The organism is Telluria sp. AIW5 (assembly GCF_056680575.1).
Genome location: NZ_CM155289.1, coordinates 5,259,115 through 5,283,223, shown reverse-complemented (window position 1 = coordinate 5,283,223; position 24,109 = coordinate 5,259,115). Strand labels below are relative to the sequence as shown.

17 protein-coding genes are annotated in these 24,109 nt (G+C 65.3%); 13 read left to right on the top strand and 4 right to left on the bottom strand.

The genetic code is table 11. The features are described 5' to 3' along the window. Positions 1-24: 24 nt before the first annotated feature. From AC1MEM_RS23210 to AC1MEM_RS23185, 6 genes are all read left to right on the top strand, one after another. Positions 25-1,032 carry a tripartite tricarboxylate transporter substrate binding protein gene (locus tag AC1MEM_RS23210; protein WP_499474446.1) on the top strand — a complete coding sequence of 336 codons (1,008 nt, stop codon included), beginning with the start codon at positions 25-27 and terminating at the stop codon, positions 1,030-1,032. Continuing rightward, the gene (gene otnK, locus AC1MEM_RS23205; RefSeq protein WP_499474445.1) at positions 1,033-2,319 is read left to right on the top strand and encodes a 3-oxo-tetronate kinase; all 1,287 of its coding nucleotides are present in this window, start codon (positions 1,033-1,035) and stop codon (positions 2,317-2,319) included. Continuing rightward, positions 2,316-2,978, top strand: a complete 663-nt coding sequence (gene otnC, locus AC1MEM_RS23200; RefSeq protein WP_499474444.1) for a 3-oxo-tetronate 4-phosphate decarboxylase — start codon at positions 2,316-2,318, stop codon at positions 2,976-2,978. The genes otnK and otnC overlap by 4 nt, the downstream gene beginning before the upstream one ends. A 13-nt stretch (positions 2,979-2,991) precedes the next feature. Then, positions 2,992-3,966 (top strand): D-erythronate dehydrogenase, encoded by a 975-nt coding sequence (gene denD / locus AC1MEM_RS23195; RefSeq protein WP_499474443.1) that lies wholly within the window; start codon positions 2,992-2,994, stop codon positions 3,964-3,966. Positions 3,967-4,082: 116 nt separating this feature from the next. Continuing rightward, complete coding sequence (locus tag AC1MEM_RS23190; RefSeq protein WP_499474442.1) at positions 4,083-6,467, top strand: glucose/quinate/shikimate family membrane-bound PQQ-dependent dehydrogenase; 2,385 nt, start codon at positions 4,083-4,085, stop codon at positions 6,465-6,467. Positions 6,468-6,553: 86 nt separating this feature from the next. Then, positions 6,554-7,888, top strand: a complete 1,335-nt coding sequence (locus tag AC1MEM_RS23185; protein ID WP_499474441.1) for a carbohydrate porin — start codon at positions 6,554-6,556, stop codon at positions 7,886-7,888. A gap of 145 nt (positions 7,889-8,033) precedes the next feature. Here the strand turns inward: AC1MEM_RS23185 and AC1MEM_RS23180 are convergent, their stop codons facing one another. Continuing rightward, entirely contained in the window at positions 8,034-8,369 is a 336-nt protein-coding gene (locus tag AC1MEM_RS23180) for a hypothetical protein (RefSeq protein WP_499474440.1), read from the bottom strand. Positions 8,370-9,065: 696 nt separating this feature from the next. Here AC1MEM_RS23180 and AC1MEM_RS23175 point away from each other — a divergent pair. After that, positions 9,066-9,686: a phasin family protein gene (locus AC1MEM_RS23175; protein ID WP_499474439.1), complete on the top strand. Its 621-nt coding sequence runs from the start codon at positions 9,066-9,068 to the stop codon at positions 9,684-9,686. A 565-nt stretch (positions 9,687-10,251) separates the two neighbouring features. Further along, positions 10,252-11,784, top strand: a complete 1,533-nt coding sequence (locus AC1MEM_RS23170; RefSeq protein ID WP_499474438.1) for a DUF3943 domain-containing protein — start codon at positions 10,252-10,254, stop codon at positions 11,782-11,784. Between the two features lie 24 nt (positions 11,785-11,808). On the opposite strand, the gene AC1MEM_RS23165 is transcribed toward AC1MEM_RS23170, so the two are convergent. From AC1MEM_RS23165 to AC1MEM_RS23155, 3 genes are all read right to left on the bottom strand, one after another. After that, entirely contained in the window at positions 11,809-13,044 is a 1,236-nt protein-coding gene (locus AC1MEM_RS23165; RefSeq protein ID WP_499474437.1) for a type II secretion system F family protein, read from the bottom strand. Between the two features lie 20 nt (positions 13,045-13,064). After that, positions 13,065-14,750, bottom strand: a complete 1,686-nt coding sequence (gene pilB / locus AC1MEM_RS23160; RefSeq protein ID WP_499474436.1) for a type IV-A pilus assembly ATPase PilB — start codon at positions 14,748-14,750, stop codon at positions 13,065-13,067. Between the two features lie 332 nt (positions 14,751-15,082). Then, a complete protein-coding gene (locus AC1MEM_RS23155; RefSeq protein WP_499474435.1) occupies positions 15,083-15,640 on the bottom strand; it encodes an ATP-dependent Clp protease proteolytic subunit in 558 nt (185 codons plus the stop codon). A 359-nt stretch (positions 15,641-15,999) separates the two neighbouring features. Between AC1MEM_RS23155 and xdhA the strand changes: the two genes are divergently transcribed. The 5 genes from xdhA to AC1MEM_RS23130 all read left to right on the top strand — a co-directional run bounded on the left by xdhA (position 16,000) and on the right by AC1MEM_RS23130 (position 24,100). Beyond that, positions 16,000-17,517, top strand: a complete 1,518-nt coding sequence (xdhA, locus tag AC1MEM_RS23150; RefSeq protein ID WP_499474434.1) for a xanthine dehydrogenase small subunit — start codon at positions 16,000-16,002, stop codon at positions 17,515-17,517. Then, on the top strand, positions 17,514-19,853 hold the full coding sequence (gene xdhB, locus AC1MEM_RS23145) for a xanthine dehydrogenase molybdopterin binding subunit (RefSeq protein WP_499474433.1): 2,340 nt from the start codon (positions 17,514-17,516) through the stop codon (positions 19,851-19,853). The genes xdhA and xdhB overlap by 4 nt, the downstream gene beginning before the upstream one ends. Next, a complete protein-coding gene (xdhC, locus tag AC1MEM_RS23140; protein ID WP_499474432.1) occupies positions 19,853-21,043 on the top strand; it encodes a xanthine dehydrogenase accessory protein XdhC in 1,191 nt (396 codons plus the stop codon). Before xdhB ends, xdhC begins: the two co-directional genes overlap by 1 nt. Next, positions 21,043-22,362 carry a guanine deaminase gene (gene guaD / locus AC1MEM_RS23135; protein WP_499474431.1) on the top strand — a complete coding sequence of 440 codons (1,320 nt, stop codon included), beginning with the start codon at positions 21,043-21,045 and terminating at the stop codon, positions 22,360-22,362. Before xdhC ends, guaD begins: the two co-directional genes overlap by 1 nt. Positions 22,363-22,585: 223 nt before the next feature. Beyond that, positions 22,586-24,100: an adenosine deaminase gene (locus AC1MEM_RS23130; RefSeq protein ID WP_499474430.1), complete on the top strand. Its 1,515-nt coding sequence runs from the start codon at positions 22,586-22,588 to the stop codon at positions 24,098-24,100. The last annotated feature ends 9 nt before the right edge of the window (positions 24,101-24,109 follow it).

Here is a 24,109-nt window from a genome sequence, read left to right as displayed (position 1 = left end):
AATAAATCACAACAGGAGACAGCAATGATGAAACAAACGAGCACGTTCTTCCGATTCTCGGCCCTGGCTGCGCTCATCGGCGCGGCCGGCACGGCGGCTGCGGCCGATTGGGCACCCTCGAAGCCGGTGGAGTTCTACGTGCCCTCCGGCGCCGGCGGCGGCACCGACCAGTTCGCGCGGCTGGTGCAATCGATCATCATCAAGCACAAGCTGATGGACCAGAACATCGTCGTCCTCAACAAGGCGGGCGGCTCCGGCGCCGAAGCCTTCGTGGAAATCGCGTCGAACCCGGGCGATCCGCACAAGATCGTCTTCGGCACCAACAACGCCTACCTGTTGCCGATGGTCGTCAAGCTGCCCTACAAATTCGACCAGCTGATCCCGGTCGCCATGGTCGCGCAGGACGAATTCCTGCTGTGGGTGCCGAACGATGCGCCTTACAAGAGCGCCAAGGACTTCGTCAGCGCGGCGCGCGCCAATCCTTCCGCCCACGTCATGGGCGGCGCCCAGTCGAAGGACACCGACCAGACGCTCGCCGAACTGATCAACAAGGCGGGCGGCATGAAGCTGACCTATGTCCCATTCAAGAGCGGCGGCGAAGTGGCCAACCAGCTGGCCGGCAAGCACGTGGCGGCGAACCTGAACAATCCGAACGAGAACCTGTCGCAATGGCGCGCGGGCCAGGTGCGCCCGCTGTGCGTGTTCAGCAAGGAGCGCATCCGCTACACCGACAAGGTGACGGCATCGATGTCCTGGAGCGACATCCCGACCTGCGTGCAATCGGGGCTGGCGATCGAGGAATACCGCATGCCGCGCGCGGTGTACATGGCGACCGGCGCCACGCCGGACCAGGTCGCGTACTACGCCCGCCTGCTCAAGAAGGTATCCGAGACGAGCGAATGGAAGGCCTACCTGCAGGCGAACGCCCTGAACGCGCAGTTCGCCAGTGGCGACGATTTCAAGCGCTACATCGACAGCAACCAGGGCACGGTGCGCGAGATCTTCAGCAACGCCGGCTGGCTGGTGAAGTAAATGGCCATCCTCCTCGGGTGTATCGCCGATGACTTCACCGGCGGTACCGACCTCGCGGGCATGCTGGTGAAAGCCGGCATGCGCACGGTGCAGCTGATCGGCGTGCCCGCCGGTCCGCTGCCCTTCGATGCCAACGGCGTCGACGCGGTGGTGATCGCGCTCAAGTCGCGCACCAGCCCGCCCGCGGAGGCGGTCGCCGATTCGCTGGCGGCGCTGCGCTGGCTGCGCGAGGCCGGTTGCCGCCAGTTCTATTTCAAATACTGCTCCACCTTCGATTCCACCCCGCGCGGGAATATCGGTCCGGTGACGGAGGCGCTGATGGCGGCGCTCGGGACGGACTTCACGATCGCCTGTCCCGCCTTTCCCGCCAACGGGCGCACGATCTACCAGGGTTACCTGTTCGTCGGCGGCGAACTGCTGAACGAATCGGGCATGCGCCACCACCCGCTGACGCCGATGCTCGATGCCAGCCTGGTGCGGGTGCTGCAGCAGCAGGTGACGGGACGCGTCGGGCTCGCCGATGCCGGCGTGGTGGGGCAGGGCGCGGTCGCCATCCGGGCACGCTTTGCACAACTGCGCGAGCAGGGCTGCCGCTTCGCGGTTGTCGATGCGATCTCGAACCAAGACCTGGAAAGCATCGGCGCGGCCTGCGCCGACTTGCCGCTGGTGACGGGCGGCTCCGGCATCGCGCTCGGCCTGCCCGATAACTTCCGGCGCCGCGGCCTGCTGCAGCAACACGCCGCGGCGGATGCGCTGCCGGCCGCCGGCGGCGCGCGCGCCGTCATCGCCGGCAGTTGCTCGCAGGCGACGCAGAGACAGGTGGCGCTGATGCGCGAACAGGCCCCTTCGTTCCAGGTCGATCCGCTGGCACTGGCGAGCGGCGAAGACGTGGCCGGCGCAGCGCTGGCCTGGGCGGCGGATCACGTCGGCCAGCAGCCGCTGTTGATCTATGCGAGCGCCGCGCCGGAGGCCGTCAAGGCAGTGCAGGCCAGGCTCGGCGCCGAACGCGCCGGCGGTTTGGTCGAGGAGGCGCTGGCCGCCATCGCCCAAGGCCTGGTGGCGCTGGGCGTGCGTCAGTTGGTCGTCGCGGGTGGCGAAACCTCGGGCGCGGTGGTCAGGGCGCTGGGCGTGTCGGGACTGCGCATCGGCCCGGAAATCGATCCCGGGGTGCCGTGGACGAGTGCGCTGCAGGCCGATCCTGATGCCGCGCCGCTGGCGCTGGCGCTCAAGTCCGGCAATTTCGGCAGCGACGATTTCTTCCTGAAGGCATGGAGCCGGCTGTCATGAGCGCGGCGATCCACGCCCATCCGGAAGAAGCGCGCCTGCGCGAGCAGATGGCCGAATTCGGCCGCTCGCTGTTCGAACGCGGCCTGAGCGCGGGCAGCAGCGGCAACCTCAGCGTGCGTAGCGGCGACGGCTGGCTGCTGACCCCGACCAACGCCAGCCTGGGACGGCTCGACCCGGCCGCGATCTCGAAACTCGACTGGGACGGCCGCCTGGTAGCGGGCGAAGCGCCATCCAAGGAAGCTTTCCTGCACCGCGCCATGTACGGGCAGCGCCTTGGTGCCGGCGCGATCGTGCACCTGCATGCGACCCATTCGGCGGCCGTCTCGTGCATGTGCGGCCTGGACCAGGACGACTGCATCCCGCCGCTGACGCCGTATTTCGTGATGAAGATCGGCCGCCTGCCGCTGGTGCCTTACCACCGGCCCGGGGACCCGGCGCTGGCCGGCGTCATCGGCGCACTGGCGGCCCGGCACTCGGCTGTGCTGCTGGCCAACCACGGCCCTGTCGTGTCGGGCCCGACGCTGGAAGCGGCCGTGAACGCGGCGGAGGAACTCGAAGAAACCGCCAAACTATTCCTGCTGCTGCGGGGCACGCCTGTGCGTACGCTCGACGCCGCGCAAATCGATGAACTCAGGTCGACCTTCGGCCTCGACATCTAACGGGAGCACAAGCATGAAGGTATTGATTACCGGAGGCGCCGGCTTCCTCGGCCAGCGCCTGGCGCGCGCACTCCTCGCGCGCGGCGAACTGGGCGACAGCCAGGGCAGGGTGCGCCGCATCGAACAACTGGTACTGGCCGACCTGGCGCCGGCCGCGGATTCCGGCGATGAACGGGTGCGCATCCTGACCGGCGACATCGCCGACCCCGCCTTCCTGCGCCAGGCCATCGACACCGATACCGCATCGATTTTCCACATGGCGGCGGTCGTCAGCGGCCAGGCCGAAGCCGAATTCGAGCTCGGCATGCGCATCAACCTCGACGCCTCGCGCCTGCTGCTCGACACCTGCCGCGCGCTGGGCCACGCACCGAAAGTCGTCTTCACCAGCTCGGTGGCGGTCTACGGCGGCAGGCTGCCCGTGCTGGTGCGGGACGATACCGCGCTGAACCCGCGCTCCTCGTACGGCACCCAGAAAGCGATCGCCGAATTGCTGCTCAACGACTACAGCCGGCGCGGCTTCGTCGACGGCCGCGTGCTGCGCCTGCCGACCATCAGCGTGCGCCCGGGCAAACCGAACAAGGCGGCATCTTCCTTCGCCAGCGGGATCATCCGCGAACCGCTGAACGGACAGGAGTCGGTCTGCCCGGTGCAGCCCGAGGCGAAGCTGTGGCTGCTGTCTCCGGGCGCCGCCATCGAAGCACTGATTGCGGGACATGAGTTGCCGGCCGGGGTGCTGGAAGAGAGCCGGACGATCAACCTGCCCGGTCTGTCGGTCAGCGTTGCGGAGATGCTCACTGCGCTGGAAGCCCTGGCCGGACCGGAAACGGTCGCGCGTGTCCGCTTCGCGCCCGACCCGGGGATCGAGCGCATCGTCAGCAGCTGGCCGGCCGCGTGGGATGTGGGCCGGGCAAAAGCGCTTGGCCTGGCGGCGGACGCCGATGTTGCGAGCATCATCGAAGCCTATAGGCGCGAAACCGCCGGGGCCTGACGGCCCGCGCGCCGCAAGCAGCCGGCCTGCATGCGGCGCGCTGTGTTTTCACGTGTCGTGTATTCTGATCCGACCTGCATCGATGCGCGCCTTGCCGCCCGCAGGTGGAGATCATCATGTCCAGACAATCAGGATCGCTCGGATTCATCGATATTGTCAGCCTGCTGTTCGCCGCACTCACGGGGCTGTACCTGCTGATCGGCGGCGCGTGGCTGCTCGCGCTCGGTGGATCAGCGTATTACATCGTGGCCGGCCTCGCGCTGCTTGGCGTGGCGTGGCTGCTGTACCGCCGCCGGCCCGGGGCGCTCGCGCTGTATGCACTCGTACTCGTCGGCACGGCCATCTGGTCGCTGTCGGAGTCGGGTCCGGATTTCTGGGCGCTCGCGCCGCGCGCGGGGGTGCTGGTCGTTTTCGGCGCCTGGCTGCTGCTCGTGAACCTGCGCCACGCAACGGGGCGCAGGTTCGAGGTGCGCTCGCTGCTGGGCGCGCTCGTGATCTGGGCGGGCGTGCTGGTCTACGCATCCTTCAACGATCCGCAGACCGTCGACGGCAGCTTCGCCGCCGGCTCGGCTGCACCGGTCCCCAGGGCCGGCGCGGTCGCGCCTTCCGAATGGCCAGCCTATGGCCGCACCCAGGAAGGGACCCGCTATTCGCCGCTGCAGCAGATCACACCGCAGAATGTGAAGAACCTGCAGGTGGCCTGGACCTTCCGCACGGGCGACATGAAAGGGCCGAACGATCCCGGCGAGATCACCGACGAGGTCACGCCGATCAAGATCGGCAGGCTGCTCTATCTGTGCTCGCCGCACCAGAAGCTGTTCGCGCTCGACGCGAAGACGGGCACGCTCAAGTGGACATTCGATCCGGGACTGAAACCTGATCCGACCTTCCAGCACGTGACCTGCCGCGGCGTGTCGTATGTCGATCTCGCGGCAGGCGCAGGCGCAGGCCCGGCAACGGCAGATCCGGCCGCTCCGGCCGCCACCTGCACGCGCCGCATCTACCTGCCCGTCAACGACGGCCACCTCTACGCACTCGACGCGCTCACCGGCGCGCGCTGCGCGGACTTCGCCGACCGCGGCGACCTGAACCTGCAGCCGGCCGTGGCGATAGAAGGCCGCAACATGTACGAGCCCACTTCACCGCCGGTCGTGACGAGCAAGGTGATCGTCGTGGCGGGCGCGGTCGAAGACAACTACTCGACACGCGAGCCCTCGGGCGTGATTCGCGGCTACGACGTCCGTACCGGCGCCTTGCTGTGGGCCTTCGATCCGGGCGCGAAAGACCCCAACAAGATCCCGGGCCCCGGCGAACACTACACCTGGAATACGCCGAACTCCTGGGCACCCGCGGCCTACGACAAGGAACTCGACATCGTCTACCTGCCGATGGGGGTAGGGACGCCGGACATCTGGGGCGGCAACCGGACGCCCGACCAGGAGCGTTATGCATCGGGCCTGCTCGCGCTGCACGCATCGACCGGCAAGCTGGCCTGGTTCTACCAGACGGTACACCACGACCTGTGGGACATGGACCTGCCTGCGCAGCCGACGCTGGCCGACATCCCCGGCAAGGACGGCAAGGCGGTGCCCGTCGTCTACGTACCGACCAAGACCGGCAACCTGTTCGTGCTCGATCGCCGCACGGGCGCGCTGGTCGTGCCGGCGCCCGAAAGGCCGGTGCCGCAGGGCGCGGCGCCGGGTGACCGGGTCGCGCCGACCCAACCGTTTTCCGCGCTCACGTTCCGCCCGACGAAGCTGCTCACCGACGCCGACATGTGGGGCGCCACCATGTACGACCAGCTGGTCTGCCGCGTGATGTTCCACCAGCTGCGCTATGAAGGCACCTTCACGCCGCCCTCGACGCAGGGAACACTGGTCTTCCCGGGCAACCTGGGCATGTTCGAGTGGGGCGGCCTTGCCGTCGACACCGACCGCCAGATCGCGATTGCCAACCCGATCTCGCTGCCCTTCGTCTCGCGCCTGGTGCCGCGCGGCCCCGACAACCCGGTCGAGCCGAAGCCGGGGACGAAGAGCGGCGGTTCCGAGCTGGGCCTGCAGACGCAATACGGCACGCCCTTCGGCGTGATGCTCAACCCCTTCCTCTCGCCCCTGGGCCTGCCGTGCAGGCAGCCGGCATGGGGCACCATTGCAGCGATCGACCTGAAGACCAACAAGATCGTGTGGAGGAAGCGCATCGGCACGGTGCGCGACAGCGCGCCGCTCCCGCTGCCCTTCAAGATGGGCATGCCGATGCTGGGCGGCCCGATCGTGACGTCGGGTGGCGTAGCCTTCATCGGCGCGACGGCGGATAACTACCTGCGCGCCTTCGACGTGAATAACGGCGCGCAGCTCTGGGAAGCGCGCCTGCCGGCAGGCGGGCAGGCCACGCCGATGAGCTATTCGATCGACGGCAAACAGTATGTCGTGATCGCCGCGGGCGGACACGGTTCCTTCGGCACGAAGCTCGGCGACCATGTGATCGCCTACGCGCTGCCCTAGCAAGCTGGTAAAAAGCGTGGATGAACTCTGCGCGGCAATCCCACTCCAACGTTCAATGTCAACCCGGCTTGGATAGGGCTTCGAACATGGCAACGCGTAAACGATTTATTCTTTCCCGACGCTCCCTGGCGAGGCTGGTAGTCCTTGCCGCGGCAACATCTGCCCTGGGCGCCGCCAACGTTCATGCGGACGACGCTGCCGGCAGCCCCTACCTGTTCGGGGACTGGGGCGGCCAGCGCAAGCAGCTGGCGGACCAGGGCGTGGCCTTCAATCTCGGCTACGGGAGCCAGATCGCGCACAACTTCAGGGGCGGCAGCGACCACCTGACCCGCTATACGGACCAGTGGGTGTTCGGCACCGCGCTCGACCTGGACAAGCGCTGGGGGTGGAAGGGCGGCACATTCCAGTTCACCATGACCGACCGTAACGGACGCAATCTCGGGGCGGACGCCAACATCGGCAACAACATGCTGATCCAGGAAGTCTACGGACGCGGACAGACCTGGCACCTGACCCAGTTGTGGCTGAACCAGAAGCTGTTTGATGATCGCCTGGAGCTCAAGTTTGGCCGCCTCACCGTCGGCGAGGACTTTTTCAGCTTCTCCTGCGACTTCCAGAACCTGACGTTCTGCAGCGCCCAGCCGGGCAACCTGGTCGGCGGCTACTGGGTCAACTGGCCCACCAGCCAGTGGGCGGCGCGCCTCAAATACCACCCCTCGAGGGAGAGCTACCTGCAGCTGGGCGTGTACCAGGTCAACCCGCGCTACGTGGATGACAACTACGCGCGCCACAACGGCTGGAAGCCGAACAACCCGGGCGGCACGACCGGTGCGCTGATCCCGCTGGAAGCGGGCTGGCAACCGGACTGGCGCGGGCTGCCCGGATCGTACAAGCTGGGCGGCTGGTACAACACCTCGAACGGCGCCGACCTCTACCTCGACCTGAACCACGACCCACGCGGGGTCACCGGACTGGATCCGCTTCAGCGCAGCGGCCAGTTCGGCGGCTACCTGAGCTTGCAGCAGCAGGTGAGCGGCAGCGCCGACGGCCGCGGTGCAACGGTGTTCCTGAACTTCACGCAGGCCGACCGTAATACGGCGCAGCTGGATCGCCAGCTCGCGCTGGGCGTGCAATACAAGGGCCCGTTCGCAGGCCGCGCGCAGGACTCGCTCGGCCTTGCCGTGGGCGCTACCCATAACAACCGGCGCTTCGCCGATTTCACAAGCCAGGCCGATGTCCGCACCGGCCAGGACACCATCGCGGGCAGCAGCTACGAGTATGTGACCGAGCTTTATTACGCGTGGGACCCGGTGCCCTCGGTATCGCTGCGCCCGAACCTGCAGTACATCGTGCATCCGGGCGGTACGACGCGGAACAGTAATGCCGTCGTGGTCGGCCTGAAAGCCATCGTCGCGTTCTGAAGATGAGCAGCGCGCGAAGTCGTGGCGCTGGCACGCGATGAGATGGTGAACATGGTGAGGTTCAAGGCACGCCCCGGCGTTTGACATGCCCGGTTTGACATGCCCAGCGACTGGACTTGCAGGCAAACTATTATCTCTGCACGGATCAGCTTGCCTGGGACTGCTGGTACTCCAGCCTGGCAAACTCAAGCATTGTCCGCGCGTTCTCCGGGTTACGGGCCGGAGAAGTCTGCATCGCCTGCTCCTCGGGCGTCCCTTTGGTTGCCGCGTCTTGCCTGTCTGGCAGCGGCTTGGGAACCGAGCGGAGAGCCGGCAGGCTGAGCGGTACACCAAGCTCCTCCCATCGCACCTGCATCCGGCTGATGATTTCCCTGGCCTCCGCTGTCGTTGCTCCAAGCAGGCATAGGTAGGGGGTAAGTACCTGGGCGACTGCCCCCCATTGACGGAAGACTTTATCGGGAAATTCGATGACGTTGTTCATTGTGTCCTTTGATCAATTGAGGCACGCCTGTTGCAAATGCTCAGCCAGCGAGGATTTTGCTGCAGCGTGGATCGCGTACTAGTCCTAACCTGCGCGCGATCGCTGCGCAAGTCAATGTAAACGGAGGGCAGGCGCGGCCGATAGCGGCCAGGTATCGGGCTACCCGACAGCAGCGGACATGGACTGACCATCGACATCCGGAAGATCGCGTTCGAACGCATGCGCAAATATCGCGTCGACAACCATACCCCCGCAGGTGCTAGTGTATAACTGCCTTGCCATAGGTTCTGCGCTGGTCCGGTTGGTGCAGGACCCGGCGAGCCGTTCAAGCAGCACGCCGCGTTCACACAACAGGCGTGCCGCGACCTAGCTGCCATGCGATTGCTGCACGTCGATCGATGCGTCAATCAGCCTTGCGGTTTGATGATCACGGCGTGGTCTCATCCAGCCACTGTACTCGCAATCTGCTTTGCCGGGGCGGCACATCGAACTTGCCGAGAATCATTGCGCGTAAATACATTTTTTATTTTGTCCCGTGCGCCCTTCAACAAGCGCATAGTCGGCTTGTTCGCACGGTCCCTTCGAGATCCTGCATCCAGGCAGCGAGTCGCTGCTTCCTCCCTGGCGCGCCAGGCACCCCCAAGTTGTCCTTCAAGTGAGCGCATTTTGTGCGACTCAACACTAAAAAGGTACCTCATGTTTCCATTTGATCAATCCGTCAATCCGGCTCTGCGCTCGCACCTGGACTCCCAGCTCGCATTTTTCAACGATTTATCGCAGTCGCTGTCTGGTTCGTTTCAAAGCGTTTGCCAGGCGAATTTGAAGCTCAGCCAGAATATGCTTGAGGAGACCCTCAGCGCCGGCCGGCGCATGCTGACAAGCGGGCAAGCGAACGACCTGGCTGGCACCGTCCTGCCTGACACGCAACCGTCGTCGGAACATATGCGCACCTATCAGCAGCACATTTCCAGTATCGCGGCAGGGTCGCAGGTAGACCTGGCACGTGTCACCCATCAGCATGGGCGTGAAACGTCCCGTACGGCGCAGGTACTGGCGGACGAGGTGGCCCGTGCTTCGGTGGAAGCAGCAGAGCGCAACGTGCAGCAGAAAGAAGAATTTCTGAAGAATTTCCGCAATCCGCTCCAGCAGGATGGCGCGCAAGGCGGCAAAGCTGCTCGAGCCAATGGAGGTGCGCACATGCACTCTGAAGCCGCTGGCGCCAGCATGCAGTCTGAAAGCCGGGCCGAACGCGCCCCATCCCAAGGCAGCATGCAGGGCCAGGCAGTAGCGCCAGCGCAGAAACCAGACAAAAAATAGTCCGGAACACCAGCTGATACGGCCCAAGCGGCCGTCCTATCTGCTACGCAAGGCCGGCCTCGAGCCGGCCTTGCTACGAAAGCCAGATGCACACGTCGCTGGCCGGGAGCCAGGGAACCTGACAGGTGTACGTCCTCACTAAATTCCGCAGTAGTTTCCTCTGCTGTATAGGAACTTCTCCGCCATCTTGCAGCGCTTTTTCTTATCAAACTTCGTGGTTTTCCAGCAATGACGTTGCGAGCTGCGCTATCTGACGCCCAGGTTCAACATGTCGCAGCTTCCTCCCGTGCCTGGGGCGCGCGGGATTGCACAGGCACTCGTTGTGTCAGTCGCTACGCAAGCTCTCCCGAGATCACCCATCTGGACTTGAAGCAAGGTCAATCCCCTTGTTTGTCCGACAACATGACGGATATGTGACTGAAGCTGCCTCAGAGGCAATCCGTGCGACAAGATTTCCTGCGACTTGTTAAATTTATGCCAATACCTGTCGCCGGTGGCGTGCCTGGCATCGGTCAGTCACGTTCTTGACGACAGTGTGATCGCAGCGACTCGATTCAGGATATAGATGACCGCCTCACGATACGAATTCAAGCTGCGCCGGCCCGTCCATGCATTGCTGCTGGCGTTGGTCGCCGGCGCCGCCCATGCCTCACCAAACGCAGCTGTCGACCCATTCGCCGACCTTGCGCCGGTGCCCGCAACAGTACGGGATCAGGATCCGCTGCGCGAACGAGCCCCTGGCGTATCAGCAGCCACATCGCCGGCCGCTGCGCCGGCCGCACCATCGCCAATGCGCAATATGGATGCCCGGCTCTACAAGAGCTACGGCGCGGCCGCGCTGGAAATTCTCGCCTTCCAGGTCGTGCTGAACCGCGTTGATCACGCCTTCGTGAAGCCGGACGACTATCGCGTCACCATGGGTTCGGTCCGACGCAACCTGCACAGCAGCTGGGTGGAAGATCGCGACCCTTTCGAAATCAACCAGATGGGCCATCCTTACCAGGGTTCGGTGTACTTCAACCTGGCGCGCAGTAATGGGCTGACATTCTGGGAATCGCTCGGCTATGCCTTCGCCGGCAGCGCGGTGTGGGAAGTCGCGGGCGAGACGACTCCGCCGTCGCGCAATGACCAGATCACCACCAGCTTCGGCGGCAGCTTCCTCGGCGAGGCCTTGTACCGGATGGCGAGCCTGGCCCTGGATCGGGGCGGCGATTCGGCGCCGCTGTTGCGCGAGGCCGGCGCGGCGCTGGTGTCGCCGGCGCTGGAATACAACCGCCAACGCGGCATGAGCCGGCGCGCCGCCTCGCTGTGGGCCGGCGCCACTCCGGCCACGTTCGGACGCCTGCAGCTGGGCGCCAGCGCCCCATCGGACAGCAACGTGGGCCCTTCTCTGTCCACGAAGAGAAGGGAAGTGGCCGCCGATTTCGCGCTGGATTATGGCCTGCCCGGCAAAGCGGGCTACACCTACCACAAGCCTTTTGATTACTTCCTGTTCCGTGCCCGCGTGTCGAGCGTGAATGGCCTCGAGAGCCTCGCTACGCGCGGCTTGCTGTTCGGCGCCCCGTACGGGCCCGGCGAGCGCCTGCGCGGCATCGCCGGCCTGTACGGAAGCTATGACTTCCTGTCGCCGCAGCTGTTCCGGGTCGCGAGCACCGGGCTCTCGGCGGGCAGCAATGCACAGTGGTGGCTGGCCGACGGCCTCACGCTGCAAGGCCATGCCTCGGCCGGCGTCGGCTATGTCGCGACCGGAACGATACGCGCCACCTCGACCGGTCAATACCACTACGGTTTCGCGCCGCAGACCATGCTGTCGCTTCGCCTGATCTGCGGTGACAGGCTCTCGTTTGACCTGAGCTCGCTCGCCTTCTTCAACGGCAGGATCACCAGTCCCGACACCGGAGGGTCCGACCGGGTCCTGCGCGGCGAAGCGTCGCTGAACTACAGGGTGGCGGGGCCGCACGGCCTCGCGCTCAAGTACATCACGTCGCGCCGCAGCTTTTCGTTCCCGAACGTGCTGGAACGGCAGCAGCGGTTTGACTCGGTTGGGCTTTATTACAGCTACCAGCCGTCTCGCGGCATGGGGACCGTGAAGTGGTGAGATAGGTGGGCGGGACAGGATCGCCTAGACCACCGACCCCAGCTTGAAGATCGGCAAATACATCGCCACCACCAGCCCGCCGATCAGCACGCCCAGGATGACCATGATCATCGGCTCCATCAGCGAGGACAGGGCAGCCACGGCTTCGTCGACCTCGTCCTCGAAGAAATCGGCCACTTTACCGAGCATGCCGTCGAGCGCGCCGGATTCTTCGCCGATGGCGACCATCTGCGTCACCAGGCTCGGAAACACGTTCACGTTCTGCATCGCCACCGTCAGGCTGGTGCCCGTGCTGACTTCCGTCTGGATGCGCCGGGTGGCGTCGAGGTAGACCGCGTTGCCGGAAGCGCCGCCGACCGAGTCGAGCGCTTCGACCAGCGGGACGCCGGCCGCGAACATGGTCGCCAGGGTACGGGTCCAGCGCGCAATCGTCGCTTTCCTGATCACCTCGCCGAAGATCGGCAGGCGCAGCAGCAGGCGGTCCATGGCCTGCTGCATTTTCAGCGAGCGGCGCCAGGACTGGAAGAAGAAGTAAATGGAACCGAAAATCGAGCCGAAGATCAGGTACCACCACTGCACGACAAAATCCGAAATTCCCATCACGATCAGGGTCGGCGCCGGCAAGTCGGCGCCGAAGCTGGCGAACACGGATTTGAAGGCCGGGACCACCCAGATCATGATCACGGCGACCACGATGAAGGCGACCGCGAGGATGGCGATCGGGTAGGTCAGGGCGGATTTGATCTTCGACTTCAGCGCCAGCGTCTTTTCCTTGTAGACGGCCAGGCGGTGCAGCAGGTCTTCCAGGATGCCGGCCTGCTCGCCGGCGCCGACCAGGTTGCAGAACAGCGGGTCGAAATAGCGCGGGTACTTGCGGAAGGCGTTGTTCAGGCTGGTGCCGGTTTCGATGTCGCTGCGGATGTCGAGCACGAGTTTCGACATCGACGGGTTCGCATGGCCCTTGCCGACGATATCGAAGGCTTGCAGCAGCGGGACGCCGGCCTTCATCATCGTCGCCAGCTGGCGCGTGAACATCGTCAAATCCTTGTCGGTGATCTTCTTGCCGCTGCGGTAGACCCGTTTTTTGACCTTGGTGACCATGATGCCCTGGCGGCGCAGGGTCACGTTGACGATCGCCTCGCCGCCGGCGCGCAGCTCGCCGCGCACGGTCTTGCCGGACTTGTCCTTGCCTTCCCAGGCGTAGACAGATTCCTTGACTTGCGCGGCGCCGCGGCTGCGGGTGGTGAGGGATGTAGCCATAGTAGTTTTGTAAATTTCGCCTATTCGTTGGTGCAGCCGAGCACTTCTTCGAGGCTGGTCAGCCCCTGTTTCACTTTCATCAGGCCCGAGCGGCGCAGCGAGTTCACGCCTTCCTTCTCGGCCTGGGCGGCGATCTGCATCGCATTGCCGTGCGCGAGGATCAGTTCCTCGATCGCCGGCGAAATCGGCATGAGCTGGTAGATGCCGACGCGCCCCTTGTAGCCGGAACCGAGGCAGCGCTCGCAGCCGACCGGGCCGTACGGCTTCCAGTCGTCCTGCAAGTCGCCTTCGCGGTAGCCGGCCGCCAGCAGCGCTTCGCGCCCCATCTCGAGCGGCTGCTTGCAGTTGCACAGGCGGCGCGCCAGGCGCTGGGCGGTAATCAAAATCACCGACGAGGCGATATTGAAAGGCGCCACGCCCATGTTCATCAAACGCGTCAGGGTCGAGGGTGCGTCGTTGGTGTGGAGCGTACTGAACACCATGTGGCCGGTCTGCGCGGCCTTGATCGCGATGTCGGCCGTCTCCAGGTCGCGGATCTCGCCGACCATGATGATGTCCGGATCCTGGCGCAGGAAGGATTTCAGGGCCACCGGGAAGGTGAGGCCGGCGCGCTCGTTGACGTTGACCTGGTTCACGCCCGGCAGGTTGATCTCGGCCGGGTCTTCCGCGGTCGAGATGTTGATGCCGGGTTTGTTCAGCACGTTCAGGCAGCTGTACAGCGAGACGGTTTTGCCGGAACCGGTCGGACCGGTCACGAGCACCATGCCGTACGGGCGCGAAATCGCCTCGAGCAGCAGTTCGCGCTGGTCCGGGTCGTAGCCGAGCGCGTCGATACCCATCTGCGCCTGGGTCGCGTCCAGGATACGCATGACGGTCTTTTCGCCGAACAGGGTCGGCAGGGTGCTGACGCGAAAATCGATGGTGCGCGCGGCGGACAGGAGCAGGCGCATGCGGCCGTCCTGCGGCACGCGCTTTTCCGAGATGTCGAGTTTGGCCAGCACCTTGATGCGCGAGACCAGCTTGTCGCGGATCGAGAGTGGCGGCATCGCGTGGTCGCGCAGCACGCCGTCGACGCGCATGCGGATCCGGTAGTATTTTTCGTAGGGCTCGAAGTGGATGTCCGACGCTCCCAGCTGCACCGCGTCCATCAGGATCTTGTTCAGGAAGCGCACGATCGGCGCATCTTCCACTTCGTTGGTCGCTTCGACCGGCGTGGCCACCGGTTCTTCTTCGGCGAACTCGATCTCGGCGTCGTCGCCGGCCATGTCGCCCAGCGCCTGCTCGGCGCTTTTCGTCAGGTTCGCGAGCAGCGTGAGCAAGGCGTCGTGCGCGACGATCACCGGCTCGACCGCGGCTTCGCTCTGGAACTTGATCTGGTCCAGGGCTTGCGTATTGGTCGGGTCGGAGATGGCGACCGAGAGGCGGTTGCCGCGCTTGGCCAGCGCGATCACGCGCTGGGCCGCCATCAGCTTGGCGTCGATCGCGCCTTCGGGCAGCGACTCGATGCCGAAGGTCGACAGGTCGAGCAGCGGATAGCCGAAGGTCTCGGCGCAGAAAGCGGCCAGCGCGGCGGCGTCGAGCGCCTTGTCGGCGATGAGGGCGTCGATCAGCGGGGTACGGTCGGCAGTGGCCTTCTTTTGCAGTGCTTCGGCCTGCTGGGCCGTGAGGCGGCCCGCCTGCACCAGCGCGCGCGCAAGTCCGGACATCGGTGTGCCTGGGGTCGCGTGCGGAAGGACTGCTGCCATATGAGCCGTGTTATCAGAGGAACTACAAGAGGCCGCGCAAGGCTGTTTCGAGGCGGCATACTTCTCGGATGATGCCTACAGGCATCAACTTTGTAAAGCGTTTCAACAGGGGGCAGATGCGTGCGCGCCACGTAGACGAAATGCCATGACGCCCCGCGAACCGGAGTTTGTTGGCGTTTCGATTATGGGTGTTGGCGGTACGTCAACTCAGCTGTTCATCACTGGGGAAAAAAGGGCCGTGCACGATGCACAGACCCGTACGGCGGCGACTCGATGACGGTGCCACCGGAACATCAGTTCCACCAGTGCGTGGTCGTACCCATTTCCGGCAAACGGGCCTGCACCGCTTCGTGGATCAGGCCGGCGCGCACGGCCTGCGCGGCCGTGTAGATGCGCGCATTGCCGAACAGGTGAGGGCGGATGTCGTGGGCTTCCGGGGCGCCGCTTGTCGCTTCGTCGAAGATGCTGGCATAGCGTTCGGCGTCGAAGTCCAGGCATTCGCGCCACTCGGACACGCGCGAATGGTCGGCCGCCACCAGGTTGCCGAAGCCCCAGTGCAGCGGATGGACGAGAAAGCGTGCGCCCGGACAGGCGTAGCGCTTTGATCCGGCCAGGAAGATGACGACGCCGACCGACTCGATGCTGCCGATGTTGAAAGTGGTCAGCGGGATCGGCAGGGATTTCAGGAAGAAATACAGCGCGAAGCCGGCCGTCATGTTGCCGCCCTCGGTCGACATGTGCAGCTCGATCTCGCTGGCCCCGTTCTGCAGGGCCTGCAGGCACAGGTTGCGCACGCTGCAGGCGGAGTTGTGATGGATCGGTCCGATGAAATGAACGATATGCAAGGCCATTGGCGCTCCCGTCGTGAACGCTCAGGATAACGATTTCTTGCGAGCGCGTGCGCTCGCTTTCGGACCGGAGCGTCGTTTTCAGCTGCCGCGGTCAGTCGAGTATGACCAGGGGGTAAGGACCAGCGGCACGTGAAGGCGACCCGAATGGGCTGAACGCGCCTAAAATGCTCTCGAACGGGCTGCATTGCCGGATTGCCGGGTGGATGGCGCGTCGCAGCGACCTCGCCGCGCACTGGTGCACGGCCCATCCGTTCGCCGACCCATATATCAGCTTGATGATAATCAAAATCAGATTTCGCACATAGTTGGTCCCGGCCTGCGCAAGGTATCCTGTACGCTGGGTTAACACCGAGGCAAGCATGGCCGATCCGATCCGCTTTTATTTCCGCAAGGCCGTCCACGAAGTGAGCGACGTGGCACCGACGCAAACCATCCTGCAGCACCTGCGGGAAGACCTGCGCTGCACCGGCACCAAGGAAGGCTGCGCCGAAGGCGATTGCGGCGCCTGCACGGTGGTCGTCGGTTCGCTCGAAAATGGCGAGCTGGAACTCAAAGCGGTGAACTCCTGCATCCAGTTCACGCCCACGCTCGACGGCAAGGCCTTGTTCACCGTCGAAGACCTGCAGCTGCCCGACGGACGCCTGCACCCGGTCCAGCAGGCGCTGGTCGAGTGTCACGGCTCGCAATGCGGCTTTTGCACGCCGGGCTTTGCGATGTCGCTGTGGGGCATCTACCTGAAACAGGAAGGGCAGGCACAAGGCCAGGCGCCTGGGCGCCGCCAGGTCGACGATGCCTTGTCGGGCAACCTGTGCCGCTGTACGGGATACCGGCCGATCATCGAGGCGGCGGGGCGCATGATGGAATTGCCGCGCGCGGAATTCGACCGCGCCTTTGTCGCGGACCAGTTGCGTGCGCTGCAGCGGGGCGAGCTTCATACCTATTCGTTCGATGGCCGCAGTTTTCATGCGCCGCGCACGCTCGATGAACTCGTGGCGCTGCGCGCCGGGCATCCGCAAGCGCTGATCCTCGCCGGCTCGACCGACGTCGGCCTCTGGGTCACCAAGCAGATGCGCGAGCTGAACGACATCATTTATATCGGAAACGTCGCCGAGCTGAAGGCCGTGCGCGAGGGAGACGGCTGGGTCGACATCGGCGCCGGCGTCACGCTGCAGGATGCCTATGCGGCCGTGTGCCGCCACTATCCGGATGCGTTAAGCGAGATGTGGCAGCGCTTCGCTTCGCTGCCGATCCGCAATGCAGGCACGCTGGGTGGGAACGTCGCCAACGGTTCGCCGATCGGCGACTCGATGCCCTGGCTGATCGCGCTCGGCGCGCGCCTGGTGCTGCGCGGACCCGGCGGCGAGCGCGAACTGGCGCTGGAAGATTTTTATCTCGGCTACCAGCAGAAGGATCTGCAGGCCGATGAATTCGTGGCGGCCGTGCGTGTGCCGCTGCCGCGCGACGGCGTCCGTTTCCGCACCTATAAACTGGCCAAGCGCTTCGACCAGGATATCTCGGCCGTTTGCGCTGCCTTTGCACTGCGCTTCGAAGGCGATATCGTCAGGGAGGCGCGTATCGCCTTCGGCGGCATGGCCGCGACGCCCAGGCGCGCTGCCGGCGCCGAAGCAGTGCTGACTGGCCGCGCCTGGGACGAAGCTGCGCTACAGGAAGCCATGGCCGCGCTGGCGCAGGATTACGCGCCGCTGTCGGACATGCGCGCGTCCAGTGCCTACCGCATGAAGACGGCGCAGAACCTGCTGCGCCGCTTCTGGCTTGAAACCCGCCCCGACAATCCGCTGCCGCCGAGTGCAGTCAACGCATTCGCAGGCGAGGCATGCGTGCCAAGCGCTGCCGAGCGCATGAGGAGATCACCATGAACGACGCAGGCGCAGCAGCAATCAAGCAGGCGGCGTGGAGCGCGGTCGGCCGCGCCCGGCCGCACGAGTCGGCCACGCTGCACGTGCTCGGCCAGGCCACCTATACCGACGACATCGCGGAGGTGGCGGGCACGCTGCACGCGGCGCTCGGGCTCTCCGGCAAGGCCCACGCGAACATCGTCTCGATCGACCTGGCGCCCGTGCGCGCGGCGCGCGGCGTCGTGTCGGTGCTGAGCGTGACGGACATCCCCGGCACCAACGATTGCGGCCCGATCATCCACGACGATCCGATCCTGGCAAGCGGCAAAGTGGAATATGTCGGCCAGCCGATCTTCATCGTCGTCGCCGATACCCACGACAATGCACGCCGCGCGGCGCGCCTGGCGAAGGTCGACTACGAAGAACTGCCGGCCATCCTGACGCCGCAGGAAGCGCACGCCGCCCAATCCTATGTCGTGCCGCCGATGCGCCTGGCGCGCGGCGACGCCGAAACCGCTTTCGCGAACGCCCCGCACAAGGTGGCCGGCAAACTGCATGTCGGCGGCCAGGAACAGTTTTATTTGGAGGGCCAGATCGCCTACGCGATTCCCGGCGAGGACAAGGGCATGCTGGTCCAGTGCTCGACCCAGCACCCGAGCGAGATGCAACACGTCGTCGCGCACGCCCTCGGCCTGCATTCGCACCACGTGGTGGTCGAGTGCCGGCGCATGGGCGGGGGATTTGGAGGCAAGGAATCGCAGTCGGCCCTGTGGGCGGCGGCGGCCGCGATCGCCGCACACAAGTTGAAGCGTCCGGTGAAACTGCGCGCCGACCGCGACGACGACATGCTCGTCACCGGCAAGCGCCACTGCTTCTATTATGAATACGAAGTCGGCTACGACGACAGCGGCCGCGTGCTGGCCGCGAAAGTCGACATGGTGTCGCGCGCCGGTTTTTCGGCCGACTTGTCCGGTCCCGTCGCTACGCGCGCGGTCTGCCACTACGACAACGCATACTATTTGTCGGACGTCGATATCCGCGCCGCCTGCGGCAAGACGAACACCCAGTCGAACACGGCTTTCCGCGGCTTCGGCGGCCCGCAGGGCGCGATCGCGATGGAATACGTGCTCGACGAGATCGCGCGCAATCTGAAAGTCGATGCGCTGGACGTCCGCAAGATCAATTTTTACGGTAAAACCGAGCGCAACGTCACGCCCTACGGGCAGGCCGTGGTCGACAACGTCATCCACGAGCTGGTGGCCGAACTCGAGGCATCGAGCGAATACCGCGCGCGCCGTTCGGCGATCGCGCAATTCAATCGCAGCAGTCCCGTGCTGAAAAAGGGCCTGGCGCTCACGCCCGTGAAATTCGGCATCGCCTTCAACGTCACCCATTTGAACCAGGCGGGCGCGCTGGTGCACGTGTACGTCGACGGCTCCATCATGGTCAACCATGGCGGCACCGAGATGGGGCAGGGCATCAACACCAAGGTGATGCAGGTCGTCGCCCACGAATTGGGCGTGGACATGGATCACGTGCGCGCCACCGCCACCAATACCAGCAAGGTCGCGAACACCTCGGCCACCGCTGCTTCCACCGGTGCGGACCTGAACGGCAAGGCGGCGCAGGACGCGGCGCGCCAAATCAAAGAGCGACTGGCCGCCTTCGCCGCCGCGCAGTACGGCGGCGAAGCTGCCGACGTGCGCTTCGCAGCCGACACCGTCTTCGTGAACGAGATGGAAGTGCCGTTCCCGGCGCTGGTGCAAAAGGCCTACCTGGCGCGCGTGCAGCTCTGGTCCGACGGTTTTTATGCGACGCCCGGCCTGTCCTGGGATGCGAAAACCATGAACGGCCGGCCATTCTCCTACTTTGCCTATGGCGCGGCCGTCTCCGAGGTCGTGGTCGACACGCTGACGGGCGAATGGAAGCTGCTGCGCGCGGATGCGCTGTACGACGCGGGTAATTCGCTCAACCCGGCGATCGACATCGGCCAGGTCGAAGGCGCCTTCATCCAGGGCATGGGCTGGCTCACCACCGAGGAGCTGTGGTGGAACCCGGGCGGCAAGCTGATGACGCATGCGCCCTCGACCTATAAAATCCCGGGCGTGTCGGACTGCCCCCAGGATTTCCGGGTGCGCCTGTTCGAGAACCGCAACGTCGAAGACAGCATCCACCGCTCGAAAGCCGTGGGCGAGCCGCCGCTGCTGCTGCCGTTCTCGGTGTTCTTTGCAATTCGCGATGCGGTGTCTTCTGTCGGTGGCCACACCGTCAATCCGCCGCTGAACGCGCCGGCGACGAGCGAGGAGATCCTCGACGCGATCGCTGCTGTCGAAGCTGCCGTCTCTTCCCACGCGTGATGGACGACTGGCTGACAGCCGCGCATCACGCACCGGCGGCGGCCGTGCTGGTCACGGTCGCCATCGTCGAAGGCTCGGTGCCGCGCGAGGCGGGGGCGAAGATGCTCGTCACGGCCGATGGCTTTGCCGGGACGATCGGGGGCGGGCATCTGGAGCTCAGGGCGATCGAGACGGCGCGCGCGATGCTGATCGATGGCGGGGCGCAAGGGGCAACCAAGCTGGAGCGCTTTGCGTTGGGGCCGGGCCTGGGCCAGTGTTGCGGTGGCGTTGCGCACCTGGTGTTCGAGGTCGCGGATCGTGATCAGATGGCTTTGCTGGATGCGCGGCGTAATCAGGATACCTGGCGCGTAGGGTGGGCGGGTCTCCCGCGCACGCGTTCAGCCAGTGCCGGCGTTGACGCGCAATTTGACTCTGCTGTTTCAACGCCATCCGGCGTCGCCAGAAACGATGTCGCGGATGCTCGTGCGTGCGTTGAACGCGTGGGCGGGGGACCCGCCCACCCTACGGGTAGGTTGTCACATGGCGCGGCCCGGCAAACGTGGGCGCTGTTCGACGGCGGCGGCATGCAACTGGCCGGCGACACCGTCCCTGCCTTCGACCGCACCCTTGGCACCCATGTGTTCACGGATACCGATGGCCGCCGCTGGCTCGTCGACGCCATCCTCGCCCCGCGCGCCCATCTGATGCTGTTCGGCGCCGGCCACGTCGGCGCGGCCCTCGTGCGTGCGCTGGCCGAACTGCCCTGCCGCGTCACCTGGGTCGACGAGCGCGAAGACCTGTTCCCGGCCGATGTACCCGCCAACGTGACGATCGAAGCCACCGACATCCCGGAGGCGCTGGTTGAACAAGCGCCGCCCGGCACGACCTTCCTGGTCATGACCCACAGCCACGCACTTGACCTGCGCCTGTCAAACGCGATACTGTCCCGTCCCGGCCAGGATTGGTTCGGCCTGATCGGCTCAAGCACCAAGCGCCGCCAGTTCGAGCACCGGCTGCGCGAGCGCGGCATCGCGAACGATCGCATCGAGGCCATGGTCTGTCCGATCGGCCTGCCCGGCATTGCCGGCAAGGCCCCGGCCGTGATTGCCGCCTCCGTCGCGGCCCAGCTGCTTACCGTCTGGGAGGCGTGTGAAGTTTCAGCCACCATTGCCGCCACCAGCCACCTGCAAGTTTCTTCGGAATCCAACTGATGTCCACTGCACCACATACTGTGCAAGCCTACCGTGCGAGCTTGCTGCATTTTCACGCCGACCCGGCCTTTGCCGGGGACGCGTATTCCTGGTTCGAGGACGGCCTGCTCGTCATCGGGGACGGCCGTGTGCAAGCCGCCGGCGACTACGCGCAACTCGCCGCGACGCTGCCGGCCGGCGTGACGCCGCATGACTACCGCGGCCAGATCATCACGCCCGGCTTCATCGACACCCACCTGCATTACCCGCAGACGGACATGATCGCCTCTCCGGCGCCGGGCCTTCTGCCCTGGCTGGAAACCTACACCTTTCCGACCGAGCGCCAGTTCGCCGACCCGGTCCACGCCCGCGCCACCGCCGAGTTCTTCCTCGACGAGCTGACCCGCTGCGGCACGACGACGGCCGTGGTCTACTGCACCGTGCACCGCGAATCGGTCGACGCCTTCTTCGAGGCCAGCGAAGCGCGCAACCTGCGCATGGTAGCCGGCAAGGTGCTGATGGACCGGAACTGCCCGGACTTCCTGCGCGATGCAGAAGGGCAGGTCGGCGAGAGCGAAGCGCTGATCAACAAGTGGCACAAGCACGCGCGCTCGCTGTACGCGATCACGCCGCGCTTCGCGCCGACTTCGAGCCCGATGCAGCTGGGTGCGATCGCCGAACTGGCGAAGGCGTATCCGGACACCTTCATCCAGACCCACGTTTCGGAAAACCAGGACGAAGTGAACTGGGTGCGCGAGCTGTATCCGCAGTCGCGCAGCTACCTGGATGTGTACGACGGCTACGGCCTGATGCGCCCGCGCGCGCTCTTCGGCCACTGCATCTGGCTCGATGACGAAGACTTCGCGCGCATGGCGGCGACCGGCTCGGCGGCGTCGGTGTGCCCGACCTCGAACCTGTTCCTGGGCAGCGGCCTGTTCGATTTCGAAAAGGCCGACGGCGCCGGCGCGCTGGTGACGCTGGGCACCGACGTCGGCGCCGGCACCTCGTTCTCGATGCTGCAGACGATGAACGAAGCCTATAAAGTGGCGCGCCTGAAGGGCAGCTACCTGCCGGCGCTGCGCATGTTCTATCTCGCCACCCTGGGCGCGGCGCGCGCGCTGGACCTGGAAGGGACGATCGGCAGTTTTGCGGTCGGCGCGGAAGCGGACTTCATTGTCCTCGACCCGCAATCGACGCCGCTGCTGGCGCGCCGGAGCAGCCATTGCGATACGCTGGAAGAACAGCTGTTCGCGCTGGCGCTCCTGGGGGATGACCGGGCGATCCGGGCGACGTATGCGGCGGGTGTGAAGGTGCACGAGCGGGGCGGGGCTGGCGCCTGATCCGCTATTCGTGTTTTCAATCCGCGTGGGCATGCCCACCCTACGGTGCGCCACTGCCGACATCGGAAGTTGTTGACCGTAGCGTAACGTAGGGTGGGCATGCCCACGCGGAATGCAATACGCCGATAAAGGCAGCAAGCAACCGCCCTCCGCGTCACATTGCCAATACTGAACGAAGCCGTTAAAGTTGCGCGGCGACGTCAACCCAACACGAAAGACCCTCATGCAGATCACATTCAGCCGCAGCCTGCTGATCGCCCTGGCGATGGCCGCCGCGCCGCTGGCGTCGGCCAAGGAGCCCGCCACCGCATCGCGCCTGGCCAACGAAGCGGCTACCGCCCGCCACTACGCCACGCTGGTCGCGGGCACGGAGCCGAAGCTGGCCGAGCTGACCATGTTCTTCACGCAGATGCCCAAGGGCGGCGACCTGCACCACCATTACTCGGGCGCGCTGTATGTCGAGCAATACCTCGACTTCCTCGACCGCCAGGGCCTGTGCGTGAACAAGGGGACCTACCGCATCGAAACCGACAAGACGGCCGTCGCGACCGAACGCGCCAAACCGGCGAAAGAGCGCACCTGCCTGTCGAGCGCCGAAGTGTATGCGGACGACCACACCTGGCGCGAACTGGTGCAGCGCTGGTCGAACAAGGACTTCGACAACCACGGCGCCCTGAACCCGGCGCCGGACCGCCTGTTCTTCCAGACCTTCGGCTACTTCGGCCCGGTCTCGAACGCGAATTTCAAAGAGGGCCTGCAGGAGCTGAAACAGCGCGCGATCGCCGAGAACGTCAGCTATATCGAGACGATGTTCAAGATGGCGCCGGCCGTTCCCAACGCAGAATTCGACGCGCGCGCCTGGCAGCTGGCGAACGACGACGCAGCCTTGACGGTCGAGATGCGGCGCGCCCTGGACGCGCTGGACCGCGACCCCGCCTTCGCGAAATCGATCGCCGACTTCGTCGCAAAAATCGACGAAGCGGCCGAAGGCATCGACGACGAGCGCTTCACGATGCGCTACCAGACCTATGTGCTGCGCCTCCTGAACCCGTCGCAGGTGTTTTCCTCGATGGTCGCCGCCTTCAAATCGGCCTCGAACGGCGGCAAGGTGGTGGGCGTGAACATCGTCGGCCAGGAAAGCACGATGGTCTCGATGCGCGACTACGCGCTCCACATGAAGATGTTCCGCTTCCTGAAAACCATCTACCCGGACGTCAAGGTGGCGCTGCACGCGGGCGAGCTGGCGCTGGGCGACGTGCCGCCGGAGGGCCTGAAGTTCCACATCGACCAGGCCGTGAGCGTGGCCGGCGCCAACCGCATCGGCCACGGCATCGACCTCGCGCACGAAGCGAATGCGCCCGCCATCCTGCGCAAAATGCGCGCTGATGATATCCCGGTCGAGATCAACCTGACCTCGAACGCTTTCATCAACGGCATCAAGGGCGAGAACCATCCGGTCACGCTGTACCGCAAGTACGGTGTGCCCTATGTGATCTCCACTGACGACGCAGGCGTCACGCGCCATACGCTGTCGCAGGAATACGTGCTGTTCGCGAGCCGCTACAAGCCGGACTACGCGGAAATCAAGAAGGCCTCGTACAACAGCATCCGCTATGCCTTCCTGGCACCGGGTGACAAGGCGCGCCTGACGCGCCAGCTCGACGCGCGCTACGCCGCCTTCGAAGCAGGCGTGGCCGGGCTGGCCCGCACGGCGGTGGGCCAGCGCAGCAAGCGCTGAACGCGCGCC

Coding starts and splice junctions, on each gene's coding strand:
- AC1MEM_RS23210 (WP_499474446.1), top strand. CDS start 25: ATGATGAAACAAACGAGCACGTTCTTCCGATTCTCGGCCCTGGCTGCG.
- otnK (WP_499474445.1), top strand. CDS start 1,033: ATGGCCATCCTCCTCGGGTGTATCGCCGATGACTTCACCGGCGGTACC.
- otnC (WP_499474444.1), top strand. CDS start 2,316: ATGAGCGCGGCGATCCACGCCCATCCGGAAGAAGCGCGCCTGCGCGAG.
- denD (WP_499474443.1), top strand. CDS start 2,992: ATGAAGGTATTGATTACCGGAGGCGCCGGCTTCCTCGGCCAGCGCCTG.
- AC1MEM_RS23190 (WP_499474442.1), top strand. CDS start 4,083: ATGTCCAGACAATCAGGATCGCTCGGATTCATCGATATTGTCAGCCTG.
- AC1MEM_RS23185 (WP_499474441.1), top strand. CDS start 6,554: ATGGCAACGCGTAAACGATTTATTCTTTCCCGACGCTCCCTGGCGAGG.
- AC1MEM_RS23180 (WP_499474440.1), bottom strand. CDS start 8,369: ATGAACAACGTCATCGAATTTCCCGATAAAGTCTTCCGTCAATGGGGG.
- AC1MEM_RS23175 (WP_499474439.1), top strand. CDS start 9,066: ATGTTTCCATTTGATCAATCCGTCAATCCGGCTCTGCGCTCGCACCTG.
- AC1MEM_RS23170 (WP_499474438.1), top strand. CDS start 10,252: ATGACCGCCTCACGATACGAATTCAAGCTGCGCCGGCCCGTCCATGCA.
- AC1MEM_RS23165 (WP_499474437.1), bottom strand. CDS start 13,044: ATGGCTACATCCCTCACCACCCGCAGCCGCGGCGCCGCGCAAGTCAAG.
- pilB (WP_499474436.1), bottom strand. CDS start 14,750: ATGTCCGGACTTGCGCGCGCGCTGGTGCAGGCGGGCCGCCTCACGGCC.
- AC1MEM_RS23155 (WP_499474435.1), bottom strand. CDS start 15,640: ATGGCCTTGCATATCGTTCATTTCATCGGACCGATCCATCACAACTCC.
- xdhA (WP_499474434.1), top strand. CDS start 16,000: ATGGCCGATCCGATCCGCTTTTATTTCCGCAAGGCCGTCCACGAAGTG.
- xdhB (WP_499474433.1), top strand. CDS start 17,514: ATGAACGACGCAGGCGCAGCAGCAATCAAGCAGGCGGCGTGGAGCGCG.
- xdhC (WP_499474432.1), top strand. CDS start 19,853: ATGGACGACTGGCTGACAGCCGCGCATCACGCACCGGCGGCGGCCGTG.
- guaD (WP_499474431.1), top strand. CDS start 21,043: ATGTCCACTGCACCACATACTGTGCAAGCCTACCGTGCGAGCTTGCTG.
- AC1MEM_RS23130 (WP_499474430.1), top strand. CDS start 22,586: ATGCAGATCACATTCAGCCGCAGCCTGCTGATCGCCCTGGCGATGGCC.